This window comes from Spiroplasma endosymbiont of Aleiodes alternator, assembly GCF_964031135.1.
Lineage (GTDB): Bacteria > Bacillota_I > Bacilli_A > Mycoplasmatales > VBWQ01 > Spiroplasma_E.
Genome location: NZ_OZ035008.1, coordinates 50,576 through 64,978, shown reverse-complemented (window position 1 = coordinate 64,978; position 14,403 = coordinate 50,576). Strand labels below are relative to the sequence as shown.

Genomic DNA, 14,403 nt, shown 5'->3' with positions numbered 1-14,403 from the left:
TGTAAGTGTTAAATTTATAGGTATGAACTAATTATTTGTTGGTTTGGAATGAGCTAATCGATATTCGATTGGACTCATTCCTTTTAATTTTATTTGAGGTCGATAATTATTATAAAAGTAAATATATTTAGGTAAGTTGTCTTGTATTCATTCAATAGTTCTATTTTTTCTTGGAATTTGATATAGAAATTCTGTTTTCATTGTTCCAAATCAAGTTTCAGTAGCACCATTATCACAGGAATTACCTCTGAACATCTAGAATAAAGTAAACACAGAATTGTAACCTTTGTGTTAAAAATACTTTAAGGAAGGTGTTCATTTTTTTATCGCTAAATGACTATCAAAAGAAGAAAAGTTAAAAATAATAAAAATAAGTAAAATTAAAACAATTGATAAAACCGCATTAGAGTATGGTATTGGTCGATCATCAATAAAAGAATGAATTAAAGCATATAAATTATTAGGTGAAAAAGGTTTAGAATATGGCAATGGAATTCGTGCTAAAAAACCAAAAGAACAGGTCGACCCAAATCTTTAAATTTTAATGAAATGACAAAACAAGAATTAATTGAATATATTAAGGCAATGAACAATATAAAAAAGTATTTAGAAAAATCGACAAAAAAGAAGAAATATTTTGTGATTTTCTCATTGAAGAAAAAATATCAGATTAGTTATTTATGTTGATTATTAAATGTTTCAAAATCAGGATATTATAAGTGAATTAAGAATGGAATGAATGAATTTAATAAATGAGATACATTTTTAGCTAATATAATTAAAAATATTTTTTATGAATTTCAAGAAATTTATGGTTATAAAATGATAACTTTATGAATTAACAAAATTTATAATTTAAAATTAAAATTTCATATTGTATATAGATATATGAAAAATATGAGTTTAAAAGCTAAGGTTCGCATAAAAAAATTTGATTATAGAACTAAATCAGGAAGTTTAAGATATGATAATTTATTAAAACGTGATTTTTCAACTACTAATTTAAATGAAAAATTAGGTACTGATATAACTTATTTATTAACTAATGGTAAAACATATTATTTATCAATTGTTAAAGATTTTCATAATAATGAAATATTAGATTATAAAATAAGTGCAAGTTTAGACATGACATTTGTTGTCCAAAACATTATCCAAGCTTGAGTTAATGCTCAAAAACCTACTTCATGAATTTTACAATCAGATCAAGGATCAAATCGGGACTTTCCTAAAAACTGTGTTTTTTAAATAAATTTTAGTTGTAAAATCAGTAAGTTACACAGATTGCTGGAAAGTCCCTACAAATCTTATAAAATTTTATGTGATGAATTAAAAATAAAAATTTCAATGTCTAGAAGAGGTAATTCCTGTGATAATGGTGCTACTGAAACTTGATTTGGAACAATGAAAACAGAATTTCTATATCAAATTCCAAGAAAAAATAGAACTATTGAATGAATACAAGACAACTTACCTAAATATATTTACTTTTATAATAATTATCGACCTCAAATAAAATTAAAAGGAATGAGTCCAATCGAATATCGATTAGCTCATTCCAAACCAACAAATAATTACTTCATACCTATAAATTTAACACTTACAAACGCTATTTTATAAAATTTAATAAAAGGTTACTTTTATTGTCCACTTTTCTTGACAAGTTCATAAATTATTTACATTTTTTATAGTATTTAATATGGAATGAAATTTCATTTCAATGCTTAAAACTAAAAATATTATTAAGATCCATTAGTTCCGAAACAATTTCTTCGGGTGTAAAATCAGCATTTGCTGCATAAAAAGATTTGAATTGCTTATTTTGTTTAATTCAATATTTAATCTCATAAATAATCATAAATAATGCAATTACTAATACCATTACCACTATTAAATCTTTAAATATATTTACCGCATACAATAATTTTCGAAGTTCAAAACTAATTTTTTGATCAGTTTTATCAATAACAGTTAATAATATTGAAAGAATTATTGAAAATATTGATAAAAACAATGCAAATATATCCATAATTCTAATTTTTTGTGTACATTTTAATTTAATATATTTAAATAAATCTTTAACAACAATATTAACATCAATTGTTAATGTTAAATTTTGTATATTTGTTTGTATTTCTTCATACCTAGCTTCTTCTAACTTTTCTTCTTCATCATCAAAAAACATAGTTTTCCCTCCATCCTATATTATAATTTTAACATTATCCGTAACTAAAACTAAAAAAATGAACAACTTTTTGAGTTGTTCATTTTTTTAGTTTTAGTAATAGTTTATTTTGGAGTTCAAGTTTTTAATAAATCATTTTTAATATTACCTACTTGTGGCCCATAAATTACCTGAATAGCTGTACCTTTTTTAAAGATACCAACTGCACCAGTTGATTTTAAAATATTATCATCAACTTTAGTTTCATCAAAAACTGTAACACGCAATCTTGTAGCACAATTGTCTAATAATTTAACATTACTTCGTCCACCAAGACCTTTAAAAATATTTTCTAACATATCATTATTTTTATCTTTATTAGTATCAGGTGTTAATGTTTGTTTCTTTGTCATTTCTGCTTGTAAAGTTTTATGAATAGACTCTGCACCATCAAGATAAGTAATTTCAACTTTATTGGCAATTACTTTAATATTTTTAGTTCCACTTAATCTTAATAAAGCTTTTGAATAAATATTTGCATCTTTTAAAGTTGCAACTAATACTTTATCTTTAGCATTAACATCAATAATATTTAATGCTCCACCAAGTCCAAGTAATAAATTTTCTACTTTTGTTCTACCTTTTTTTGAAGACTTATCTAAAGAACTTTCAACACTTTGTAAAGCTAAGTTGGTTGCTAATTCTCCTTCTTCACGACCTAAAGTTTTGTAATTTCTTCACTTAATAATGTAATAGAACCCAAAGAAATAAGCAGGTGCCATAATTAATCCAGTAGCAAATACTCAATAGAAGCCTGTTTCTTTACCAAGAATACTTGGTAATATTCCAAAGAAAGAAAAGTCAATAAATCCAGCAGCAAAACCTTGACCAACAACTATATTTAATAAATACGCCATCATAAAACTAATTCCTGCCATAAATGCATGGAAAACAAAACATAATGGTGCTACAAATAAGAATGAAAACAACAATGGTTCTGTAACTCCTGTTAAGAAAGAAGTTAGAGCAGCAGATCCTAAAATACCACCAACCATTTTTTTATTTTCTGGTCGTGCTAACATTCACATAGCAAGCGCTGCAAATGGATAACCATATTGCATATATGCAAATCGCCCACTCATAAACATTGTTCCTGGTGTTTGATTCATGTGTCCTACTACATTAGAAGCAAATTGTCCAAAGAAAATATTGTACGCTCCTACAAATGTGTCAGATCCATTAGTTCACGTACCACCAATTCCAGTATATCAGAAAGGTGCATATTGAACGTGATGCAATCCTGTTGGTATTAATAAACGTTCAGTAATTCCAAAAAACATTGCAATAAATGCTCCACCAACTGTTGGATGAAAATTATCACCAGTTAACTGTCCATCAGTAAGTTGACCTGTATTCATACCAGCTGCTAAGCCATTACCAATTTCTCTAAAAGCAATTAATAACATTGGTCAAATAAAGAAAAAAGCTAATCCCATTCCTATTCCAACAAAAACAGCTAAAATTGGCACAAAACGTTCACCACCAAAAAAAACTAATACTCTTGGCATACGAATATTGTATGAATGATTATGAACAACTGATACTAATCAACCAACAAGAATGCCACCTAAAACTGAAGTATCAAACGTAGGAAATAATCCTAAGACAGAAGAAAATAAACCAGAAGATTTACCACTTTCTGGAGTAATCTTTGCACCTTCACCTAAACCTCATGGATCAAATCCCAACATTCCTGTTTTAGGATTTCAAAAAAACATGCCACTAATAACTGAAGTCATAACAATAAAAGTAATAAATCCAGAAAGAGCAGCTACACCTTTACTAGCTTTTGCAAAACCAAAAGCAATAGAAATAGAAAAAATCAATCCTAAATTAGCAAAAACAACGTTTCCAGCTGATTGCATAATTGAAAAAATATTAATAATACCAACAAGACTATCATGATTAGGTAATTGCTTTAAAGCACTAGCAACACCACCACCAATTCCTAACAATAAGCCAGCTATTGGTAATGTAGCTATTGGTAAAACAATGGCTCTTGATAAGTTTTGCATTTTGCCAAACATTTTGCCACCTAATTTATTGAAAGTTCTTTTAAAAGTAAAACTAGGATTTTTCTTATCCTCAGGAGTTGTTTGTTTACTATGAAAAAATTTACTCATTTACTCACCTCCATTCTATATTGTTCTATACAGATGAGAATTTTATTCTATACATATAAAAATATTATATATATATATAATAGTAAAAACAACAATAAAATAAATAAAAACGATTTTTTTACTACTATAATAGTAATTTTGGAGAAATTTTATAATATATATAGGTATTATCAATAACTACTATAAATTTTAATAATATATTGTAATTAAAAAAATAGTAAGTATTTTAAAACACTTACTATTTTTATTTTTTTAATTTTAAGTATTAATTTAAATTAAACCAAATATCTAAACCAATAAATTTAATAATTAACGTACCAATACAATAAGTAAAAACTAAAGTTGTTAACATATATAAAATTCATGATTCTTTTATTCTTTTATGATCAAGAAATTTATTAAAAGGAATTGCTTTTACAGCAAATCCGCTAGCAATAAAACTAAAAAGATAAATACTTATTTCAATTATTCATTTTATTAAATGTGAATCATACATATTTATTAACCTCCACTAACCCTTTTAATACGCTCATCAAATACCTTTGTTTCTTGCTCTTTTAAAATTGATGTATATTCAACTTTATCACTAATAATACGAACCATATGTAAATCAGTTACCAAAAGTCCACCAGAAATCGTTAAATTACGAATTTTTTCTTTAATTTTAAATGACATTTTCGATATTTGAATATTAGCAATCAAAGGTGTATGCCATTCAAGAATACCAACATAGCCTTCAGTTGTTTTAACATTAACTCACTGTACTTCTCCATCAAAAAAAATACCATCAGGAGTAATAATTTTAAGATTTAATGCCATACTATCACCTTTAATTATCTCAATTTCTTTGCCTTTTCAATTGCTTGTTCAATAGTTCCTACATATAAAAACGCTTGCTCTGGTAAATCATCACATTCACCATCTAAAATTTGTTTAAAACTATTAACAGTTTGACTAATCGGAATATAAATACCGTTTAAACCCGAAAATTTTTCAGCAACATGAAATGGTTGTGAACAAAAATTACGAATTCTTCTTGCTCTAGCTACTATTTTTTTATCTTCTTCACTCAACTCATCCATTCCTAAAATACCAATGATTGGTTCTAATTCAGAAAAACGTTGAATTGTTTCAATAACTCTTTGCGCAACATCATAATGCTCCTGACCAACAATAGCAGGATCTAACATTCTTGATGAAGATTGTAAAGGATGAACAGCAGGATAAAGCCCTAAAGCAGCAATATTACGATCTAAAACAATTTTGGCATCCAAGTGAGTAAATGTTGTCGCAGGAGCTGGATCAGTTAAATCATCAGCTGGTACATATACTGCTTGTACAGATGTAATAGAACCACGTGTTGTTGATACAATACGTTCTTGTAAAGCACCCATTTCTGTCGATAATGTTGGTTGGTACCCTACTGCTGAAGGCATTCTTCCTAATAAAGCTGATACTTCACTACCAGCTTGTGTAAAACGAAATATATTATCAATAAATAATAATACATCTTGTTGTTTTTCATCACGGAAGTATTCAGCAATTGTTAAACCAGTTAATGCAACACGCATTCTAGCACCTGGTGGTTCTGACATTTGACCAAACACTAAAGCAGTTTTACTAATAACACCTGACTCTTGCATTTCATAATATAAATCATTACCCTCACGTGTTCTTTCGCCAACTCCTGAAAAGACAGAAATACCACCATGTTCTTTAGCTATGTTATTAATTAATTCTTGAATTAAAACTGTTTTACCAACTCCAGCTCCACCGAATAAACCAATTTTTCCACCTTTAGCATAAGGTGCTAATAAATCAATAACTTTAATTCCTGTTTCTAAAATTTCAGATTTTGATTGTAATTCATCAAAACTAGGAGGTGTACGATGAATAGGATATTTTAATTTAGTTTTAAGTTCTTTACCATCATCAATGACTTCACCCAATACATTAAAAAGTCTACCCAAAACTTCTTCACCAACAGGAACACTAATTGGTATTCCTAAATCAACTGCTTCAAGACCACGTAGCAATCCTTCAGTTGGACCCATTGAAATACAACGAACACTATCATCACCAATATGTTTTGCAACTTCAACAATTAATTTTTGACCATTATTATCAATACTAATAGCATTATTTAAATTAGGTAAACTATTATCATTAAAACGAATATCAATAACTGGACCTGAAATTTGAACAATTTTTCCAATATTTCGTTTAGTTGGTAATTGTTTACTAGTTTTAACACTTTCTTTGCTATTAACTACTTTTTTAGTCACTTTTGCTTTTACTTTAGCAATAACTTTAGTGTTATCTTTTTTTAAAGAATTTTTATCACTAACATTTTTTTCTTTAATTGTTATAGATTTTTTACTAGTTGCATTTTTCATTTTAGTTTACTCCTTTATTATGATGATTGGGCATCAGCGCCACCAATAATTTCTGAAATTTCTTGGGTAATAGCACCTTGACGGGCACGATTATAACTTACTAATAATTTATCTTTCATTTCTTTGGCATTATTTGAAGCATTTTCCATTGCTAATCTTCGTAATGCTTGCTCTGACACTTGTGATTCTACTAATGCACCATAAACAATGGCACCAACATATAAAGGAATAGCACTATTAATAACAGTATTAGCGTCTGGTTCAAAATCAGTTTGAATTAAATTACTTTCTTGATTAGTTTTAATAGAAACAATTGGTAATAAATCAATAATTGTTGGAATTGTTGTTACCGTATTTACATATTTTGTATATGCAATTTTAATAGCATCAGTTTCTTTATTATTAAACTTAGAAAGTAACAACAAAGATATCTCTTGTGACTCATTATATGATGATTGAATGTTAATTTCAGTATAAGATTGCATAATTTTACAATGATGATTAGTAAAGTATGAAACTCCTTTACTACCAATAACAACTATTTCATCTTGTGGTTGATATTGTTCTAGTACTAATTTATTTAAATTATTATTAAAACCACCACATAATCCTAAATTAGAATTAAAAACAACTCATATTGTTTTATTAATAACTTGATCCTTTGTTTTTAAATAAATTGAATTACTTAATTTAGGTATTAGTTGATTGAATGTATCATAAACTTCAGAATAATAAGGTTTAATCATCTCAATTCTTTTACCTACTTTTTTTAATTTAGCTGTTGATACTAGTTGCATTGCTTTAGTAATTTTATAACTAGTATTAACAGATTTAATTTTTTGTCTAATTTGTTCCATGCTTTGAGCCATGATATTTCACCTTACCTTCCTAATACATTATTTGAATGTTTTAATTAATGTTTCCCATTCTTCAAGACTACCATATATTTTAGGATTATAGTCATTTAGCTTATTGGTCAAATTATAAACAACCTGCATAATGCCTTGACTAATACTCACTTGTAACTCTTCACTAAATGCTTGATCTTGCTGTAATTTTAAATAACTTTTTCGTTGTTGTTTTTGAAAATAAGTTATTACTTCCTTTTTAAAAGAATCCATCATTTCTACTGGTAATCATTTAATTGCCTTATTTTTAATTGCTAATAAAATAATTGCTTGATCAATTTGATTTAATGGTTCATTTTGTTTTTGTTTTAAAATTTCAATGGCACATTTACCATGTTCAATAACAGCTCTAGTATTTTCATCTAAATCAGAACCAAATTGTGAAAAAGCTTGTAATTCACGAAATTGTGCTAATTCTAATTTTAATGTTCCACCTGCTTGTTTTATTGCTTTAATTTGTGCTGATGAACCTACCCGTGAAACTGATAAACCTACATCAACTGCTGGACGAATTCCGGCATTAAATAATTCTGACATTAAAAAAATTTGACCATCAGTAATTGAAATAACATTAGTAGGAATATATGCAGAAATATCACCGGCTTGTGTTTCAATAATAGGTAAGGCAGTAATACTCCCACCACCATGTTTTTCATTTAATTTAGCTGCACGCTCTAATAAACGTGAATGAAGATAAAAAACATCTCCTGGATAAGCTTCTCTTCCTGGTGGTCGTCTTAATAATAAGGAAATAGCGCGATAGGCCACTGCATGTTTACTCAAATCATCATAAACAATTAAGACATCTTTACCTTCTTCCATTCATTCTTCGGCAATAGTTACTCCTGTATAAGGAGCAATATATTGCAAAGGAGCAACTTCACTAGCAGTAGCAGCAACAATAGTTGTATACTCCATTGCCCCTAGTTGTGTTAATTTATCAACAATTTGAGCAACAGTTGAAGCTTTTTGACCAATAGCAACATAAACACAAAAGACATTTTTACCCTTTTGATTAATAATAGTATCAATAGCAATCGTTGTTTTTCCAGTTTGACGATCACCAATTATTAACTCTCTTTGACCTTTGCCAATCGGAATCATTGCATCAATTGATAATAATCCTGTTGCTAAAGGTTCTGATACAGATTTTCTAGTCATCACACCCAGCGCTATTCTTTCAATAGGTCTAGTTTTCGTAGTTTTAATTGGACCTTTACCATCAATCTTTTGCCCTAGTGCATTAACAACTCTTCCTAAAAGCATATTACCAACTGGTGTTTCAACAACATTACCTGTTCTACTAACAATATCTCCTTCTTTGATACCTGTGTCATCCCCCATTAAAGTAACACCAACAGCAGTTTCTTCTAAACTCAAAACCATACCATAAATATTACTTTTAGGAAAAAATACTAATTCACCATTAACAGCCTTATCTAAACCATGAATTAGCGCAATTCCATCACCGACAGTAACAACAATGCCTTCCTCATTAGCACTAATTTTTTTACCATAATTTTTAATTTGGCTTTTTATAATTTCTGAAATTTGATTAACGTTTAAGGACATTTGTTTTACCTCTATTCATGACTTAATAATTCTTGTTTTAATTGATCAATTTGACCTTTAACGGAACCATCAAAAACTTGATTCCGTACTTTAACTTTAATACCGCCAATTAATGATTTATCAATCTTGTTAACGACTTTAATCTTATGTTTAATGACTTTCTCAATTTTCAATTTTATTTGATTTATTTGTTGGTTTGAAAGTTCTATTACTGAATAAATAATCCCATAGTTTACATCTTGATATTCATTACATAATTTGCGAAATTCTTTTAAAATGAAACGAACACACTGGAAATGATGTTCATCAATCAACAAAAAGAAAAAATTTAACATATATGGTTCAATATGATTTTTAAAAGTTTCACTAATAATTTGTTTACGTGTTTCAATAGTTATATTACTACTACTAGTAATATCAATAAATTCTGGATAAGTAGTAAAAATATCAATTAATTTATTACTTTCTTCAGCAAATTGAGTAATTTTTTTTATTTCTCTTGCTAATTGAAAAAGACCATTACTTCATTGATTAGCTAATCCTTCATCTATCATTTAACTTCACCACTATTCCAAATTCTTAATAAAATCAGTAATTAATTGTTCATGTTTTTTAGCATTCATTTCAGCACCAATAATTTTTTTAGCTGCTTCTAATGCTACTACTTTGATTTCTTCGTTAATCTTTGCTTCTGCCTCTTTACGAGCACGAACTAAATCACGATTTGATTGATTAGTAATACGCATACTCTCTTCTTGCGCTTTATCAATAATTTGTTTACGCTTATTGTAACCATCATTTTGTGCATTAGCAATAATTTCCTGAGCTTCAATTTTAGCAGCTTTTAATATTTGACTAGCTTCACCACGATCTTGATTAGCTAATGATTGCTTGCAAGCAGCATCATCAAGTTTTTCTTTAATTACTAAATGTCGCGAATGTAAAGCCTTACGAAACGGAGCATAAACTCATCTTCAAAGTACCATTAATAAAATTAATGTTGCAAAAATATGAGCAATAAAAACAGGAAGATTGGGAAATAATTGATTAACAATATCATCACCTGATACTAAATCATTGAAATTAAAATTCATAAAATCACCTACTTTTTAATATTTTTTAATACCTTATGCTACAAATATTAAAATTAGAGAAACAACTAATCCATAAATAGCACCTGATTCGGCAATAGCTGCACCAATAACAAATTGTGTTCTAATTTTAGATTCTACTTCAGGATTACGAGCAACCGCTTCAACAGCTTTACCAGCAGCAAAACCTTGACCAATTCCACTTCCTGCACAAGAAATAGTTGAAATTCCAGCTCCAACAAACTTTAAATTCATCAATCCATTAGGATCACCTGCTAAATGATTAAAAAAATGAAAGACATGTGTCATTACTGTTGTTAATAATTCCATAATAAATAAATTCTCCTTTTTGTGTTTTATTTTTTTTCCATAATTGAACGTTCGGTATAAATTTCTTCTTCATGATTTATTGCTTGTTGTTTACGAAGTTTTTTTGGTAATTTAATAGTAAGTTCTCCCTTATGAGAACTCCCTTCTTCCATTTGTAACTTCCAATAAACAAGAGTTAAGGTGCCAAAAATTAAGGCTTGAATACTTCCAGCAAATAAATCAAAATAAATATGTAAGAATGGTCCAATTACACCAATTAATAAATTCATCTGACCAATAATTGGGATATTACTTCAAATATTAGCAGTTACCCCATAAAGCATTGCCAAAATAATACTTCCACCTAAAATATTACCAAATAAACGAAAAGATAAAGAAATCAAAGGTGCAAATTGAGTAATTAATTCTAGAGGGTTAATAATAAATTTTTTAAAAAATAAAAGTTTCTGAAATTTAATAGCAATATAATATATTCCAATAAAAGTAACTAATGCCATTGATAAAGTAATAGTATACATTGATGACTGTGGTTCAAGACCAATAATCGATAATCAATTACCAATTAAAATATAACCCATTACATATAACAAATAAACTGTCAGGTTTTTATACTTTACGCCAAGAACATCAACAACAATTTTTTCAACTGATTTAATTATTAATTCAACAACTAAAACAATACCTCTTGGATCTTCATCAGGCTTCATTCGTTTTACTTTATAATAATAAATATAACTAATAACACCGATAAAGACTGTTGTTATCAAAATTGTTACCAATTGTGGCATAATTTCTAAATAATTCCAACTTTCCAATCCAGCTAAAGTTTCCATTTAAATTCCTTCTTTTAAGTTATTTTTTTGATATACACATAATGTTGCAGTAATAGTAGCAACCATTAATATTGACATTCCGGCAATTATAGTAAAAATATTAGCAAAGTTAAAGAAAATATTCAAAACTATAATTGAACCATAAATTAACATTCTTAATAAGAATCCAAAATATGCTAAGGTTTGTTTTAAATGTATTCCGCTGGTTAATCATTTTGACGATAAATATAAAAAGCATAACCCAATCATACTTCCTATAAAACCAATATTAAATCCAGCAATTAATAACCAATGGTTTGTATTAATTATAACAGTTATAATTAATCCTACATTAATTAATAATCAATAGCATAACATTGTAAAAAGTATTGAAAGAAAAAGGTTATTTCTAATTTTTTCCATTAAAATATTTATTTAGTTCCAAAAATTCGATCACCAGCATCACCCAATCCAGGTACAATATAACCATCATCATTTAATTTTTTATCCAACGTTGCTAAAAAAATCTTAACATCAGGATGATTATGATTAATTTTCTTAATAGCTACTGGTGCTCCTACAATGGAAACTAAAGTAATATTTTTAAAACCTACTTTTTTTAATTCTTTAATAGCAGCATCAGCAGTACCACCAGTAGCAAGCATTGGATCTAAGATAAATACTAATGCATCACTTATATTTTTAATATTTTTGGGATATTTAAAAAAATATTTTTGTGGTTTTAAAGTTTCTTCATCACGATAAACACCAACATGACTAATAATTGCATTAGGTACTACATACTCAAATCCATTTGTCATCCCTAATCCTGCTCTTAAAATCGGAGAAAGAATGATTGTCTTGGTTAATGTTTTACCAATAACTTTAGTAATGGGTGTTTCAACTTCAATTTCATCAAGAGGAATATCTTTAAATACTTCATAAGCCATTAACGTTGCAATTTCGCTTAAATTCTCTTTGAAATCTTTTTTTTGGGTTAAGTGATTTCTAATTCTTGTTAATTTATCTTGTATTAAAGGATGATTAACAATAAACAGATTTTTACTACTTTCCACTAAAACACTCCTTTATCTTTAATGCGTATATTTTCAATAATTTAAAATATATACTAATATGAAATTTTACGCCTTTTAATTTATAAATCAATAAAATAACAATAAAAATAACGAAAAAAGATAAAAGATTTATTCAAAAATTATTTTTTTAATTGTTAATAACATTCTTATAGTTCAAAATTAACTAAATAAAAATATAATTTATAAATTTTATTTTAATAACTTTGTTTTTATTTTAAAAAATTATAATCTAAAATATAAATTTAATAAATTTCTTTTATTGATATAGAAAATTATATATTTACAATAAACTATTAATAGTAATTTTTGTCTTATTTTTATCAAAAAAAATCTTATTTTAAAATTAAAATATAAAACTTCATACAAGTTTTTAAACTATTATTTTAATTTTAAAATAAATAGTTTTTTATTTTGAAAGGAGAAAAAATGAACTAAGTGGCATAAGTTATTTTTATTATGATTTAATTTCAAAAAATAAGGAAGCTTTACATGATCCAGAAGCAGGAATGGCACTCTTTGGACTAATGGTTGGTATAACAGGTCCAACTTTTATTGGAGCATTTTTAGGCTCTAAACTAGGGTATGGAATTAGCACTTCCATTTCAAGTATTTATGATAAATGTTTTCCAACAAATATTTCTGATATTAATGTTGAAAGTAATAACGAACAACAAATATCTGAAAGAACTCCATTATTAAGAAACAACGATATAACAAGTATTAATAGTGAACAATTACCAATAATTAATGAAAATCATTGTCAATTAACTTTTTCATAAACTTAATAAAAATAAATGTTGGTAATTTACTAACATTTTTTTTATGATTAAATAACAATAAAAAAAAGTTACTGTTTAACACCCATTTTTTTCATTTCTTCATATTGAACATCTAGAATAAAGTAGACACAGAATTGTAACCTTTGTGTTAAAAATACTTTAAGGAAGGTGTTCATTTTTTTATGGCTAAATGACTATCAAAAGAAGAAAAGTTAAAAATAATAAAAATAAGTAAAATTAAAACAATTGATAAAACCGCATTAGAGTATGGTATTGGTCGATCATCAATAAAAGAATGAATTAAAGCATATAAATTATTAGGTGAAAAAGGTTTAGAATATGGCAATGGAATTCGTGCTAAAAAAACCAAAAGAACAGGTCGACCCAAATCTTTAAATTTTAATGAAATGACAAAACAAGAATTAATTGAATATATTGAGGCAATGAACGATATAAAAAAGTATTTAGAAAAATCGACAAAAAAGAAGAAATATTTTGTGATTTTCTCATTGAAGAAAAAATATCAGATTAGTTATTTATGTTGATTATTAAATGTTTCAAAATCAGTATATTATAAGTGAATTAAGAATGGAATGAATGAATTTAATAAATGAGATACATTTTTAGCTAATATAATTAAAAATATTTTTTATGAATTTCAAGAAATTTATGGTTATAAAATGATAACTTTATGAATTAACAAAATTTATAATTTAAAATTAAAATTTCATATTGTATATAGATATATGAAAAATATGAGTTTAAAAGCTAAGGTTCGCATAAAAAAATTTAATTATAGAACTAAATCAGGAAGTTTAAGATATGATAATTTATTAAAACGTGATTTTTCAACTACTAATTTAAATGAAAAATTAGGTACTAATATAACTTATTTATTAACTAATGGTAAAACATATTATTTATCAATTGTTAAAGATTTTCATAATAATGAAATATTAGATTATAAAATAAGTGCAAGTTTAGACATGACATTTGTTGTCCAAAACATTATCCAAGCTTGAGTAATGCGGGACTTTCCTAAAAACTGTGTTTTTTAAATAATTTTTTTTT

Annotated in this window: 18 protein-coding genes; 4 read left to right on the top strand and 14 right to left on the bottom strand. The window is 26.7% G+C overall.

Annotated elements, in window-relative coordinates:
- Positions 1-27: 27 nt before the first annotated feature.
- The gene (locus ACQH20_RS00345; protein WP_425377106.1) at positions 28-255 is read right to left on the bottom strand and encodes an IS3 family transposase; all 228 of its coding nucleotides are present in this window, start codon (positions 253-255) and stop codon (positions 28-30) included.
- 294 nt (positions 256-549) lie between these two features.
- On the opposite strand from ACQH20_RS00345, the gene ACQH20_RS00340 reads away from it, so the two are divergent.
- Both ACQH20_RS00340 and ACQH20_RS00335 read left to right on the top strand, forming a co-directional pair.
- Positions 550-1,248 carry an IS3 family transposase gene (locus tag ACQH20_RS00340; RefSeq protein ID WP_425377105.1) on the top strand — a complete coding sequence of 233 codons (699 nt, stop codon included), beginning with the start codon at positions 550-552 and terminating at the stop codon, positions 1,246-1,248.
- Positions 1,249-1,284: 36 nt separating this feature from the next.
- Positions 1,285-1,620, top strand: a complete 336-nt coding sequence (locus ACQH20_RS00335) for an IS3 family transposase (protein ID WP_425377104.1) — start codon at positions 1,285-1,287, stop codon at positions 1,618-1,620.
- Positions 1,621-1,672: 52 nt separating this feature from the next.
- Here ACQH20_RS00335 and ACQH20_RS00330 read toward each other — a convergent pair whose 3' ends face one another.
- From ACQH20_RS00330 to upp, 13 genes are all read right to left on the bottom strand, one after another.
- Entirely contained in the window at positions 1,673-2,185 is a 513-nt protein-coding gene (locus ACQH20_RS00330; protein WP_425377103.1) for a hypothetical protein, read from the bottom strand.
- A gap of 104 nt (positions 2,186-2,289) precedes the next feature.
- Entirely contained in the window at positions 2,290-4,347 is a 2,058-nt protein-coding gene (locus ACQH20_RS00325) for a PTS transporter subunit EIIC (RefSeq protein WP_425377102.1), read from the bottom strand.
- A gap of 265 nt (positions 4,348-4,612) precedes the next feature.
- On the bottom strand, positions 4,613-4,843 hold the full coding sequence (locus ACQH20_RS00320) for a hypothetical protein (RefSeq protein ID WP_425377101.1): 231 nt from the start codon (positions 4,841-4,843) through the stop codon (positions 4,613-4,615).
- Positions 4,844-4,848: 5 nt separating this feature from the next.
- Positions 4,849-5,166, bottom strand: coding sequence for a F0F1 ATP synthase subunit epsilon (locus ACQH20_RS00315; protein WP_174480958.1), 318 nt, complete (start codon positions 5,164-5,166; stop codon positions 4,849-4,851).
- 14 nt (positions 5,167-5,180) lie between these two features.
- Complete coding sequence (gene atpD / locus ACQH20_RS00310) at positions 5,181-6,743, bottom strand: F0F1 ATP synthase subunit beta (protein ID WP_252319366.1); 1,563 nt, start codon at positions 6,741-6,743, stop codon at positions 5,181-5,183.
- A gap of 17 nt (positions 6,744-6,760) precedes the next feature.
- Entirely contained in the window at positions 6,761-7,612 is an 852-nt protein-coding gene (atpG, locus tag ACQH20_RS00305; RefSeq protein WP_338958301.1) for an ATP synthase F1 subunit gamma, read from the bottom strand.
- A 27-nt stretch (positions 7,613-7,639) separates the two neighbouring features.
- Positions 7,640-9,223 carry a F0F1 ATP synthase subunit alpha gene (atpA, locus tag ACQH20_RS00300; RefSeq protein WP_425377100.1) on the bottom strand — a complete coding sequence of 528 codons (1,584 nt, stop codon included), beginning with the start codon at positions 9,221-9,223 and terminating at the stop codon, positions 7,640-7,642.
- Positions 9,224-9,234: 11 nt separating this feature from the next.
- Positions 9,235-9,777 carry a F0F1 ATP synthase subunit delta gene (locus tag ACQH20_RS00295; protein ID WP_252319360.1) on the bottom strand — a complete coding sequence of 181 codons (543 nt, stop codon included), beginning with the start codon at positions 9,775-9,777 and terminating at the stop codon, positions 9,235-9,237.
- Between the two features lie 12 nt (positions 9,778-9,789).
- Entirely contained in the window at positions 9,790-10,317 is a 528-nt protein-coding gene (gene atpF, locus ACQH20_RS00290) for a F0F1 ATP synthase subunit B (protein ID WP_281749184.1), read from the bottom strand.
- 33 nt (positions 10,318-10,350) lie between these two features.
- Positions 10,351-10,623 (bottom strand): ATP synthase F0 subunit C, encoded by a 273-nt coding sequence (gene atpE, locus ACQH20_RS00285; RefSeq protein ID WP_425377099.1) that lies wholly within the window; start codon positions 10,621-10,623, stop codon positions 10,351-10,353.
- A 47-nt stretch (positions 10,624-10,670) separates the two neighbouring features.
- Positions 10,671-11,477 carry a F0F1 ATP synthase subunit A gene (locus ACQH20_RS00280; protein ID WP_425377098.1) on the bottom strand — a complete coding sequence of 269 codons (807 nt, stop codon included), beginning with the start codon at positions 11,475-11,477 and terminating at the stop codon, positions 10,671-10,673.
- Positions 11,478-11,630 carry a hypothetical protein gene (locus tag ACQH20_RS00275; RefSeq protein ID WP_338975744.1) on the bottom strand — a complete coding sequence of 51 codons (153 nt, stop codon included), beginning with the start codon at positions 11,628-11,630 and terminating at the stop codon, positions 11,478-11,480.
- Between the two features lie 257 nt (positions 11,631-11,887).
- Positions 11,888-12,514, bottom strand: a complete 627-nt coding sequence (gene upp, locus ACQH20_RS00270) for a uracil phosphoribosyltransferase (RefSeq protein WP_425377550.1) — start codon at positions 12,512-12,514, stop codon at positions 11,888-11,890.
- Between the two features lie 545 nt (positions 12,515-13,059).
- Here upp and ACQH20_RS00265 point away from each other — a divergent pair.
- Both ACQH20_RS00265 and ACQH20_RS00260 read left to right on the top strand, forming a co-directional pair.
- Positions 13,060-13,332, top strand: a complete 273-nt coding sequence (locus ACQH20_RS00265) for a hypothetical protein (protein WP_425377097.1) — start codon at positions 13,060-13,062, stop codon at positions 13,330-13,332.
- 182 nt (positions 13,333-13,514) lie between these two features.
- On the top strand, positions 13,515-14,390 hold the full coding sequence (locus tag ACQH20_RS00260; RefSeq protein WP_425377096.1) for an IS3 family transposase: 876 nt from the start codon (positions 13,515-13,517) through the stop codon (positions 14,388-14,390).
- Positions 14,391-14,403 lie beyond the last annotated feature (13 nt).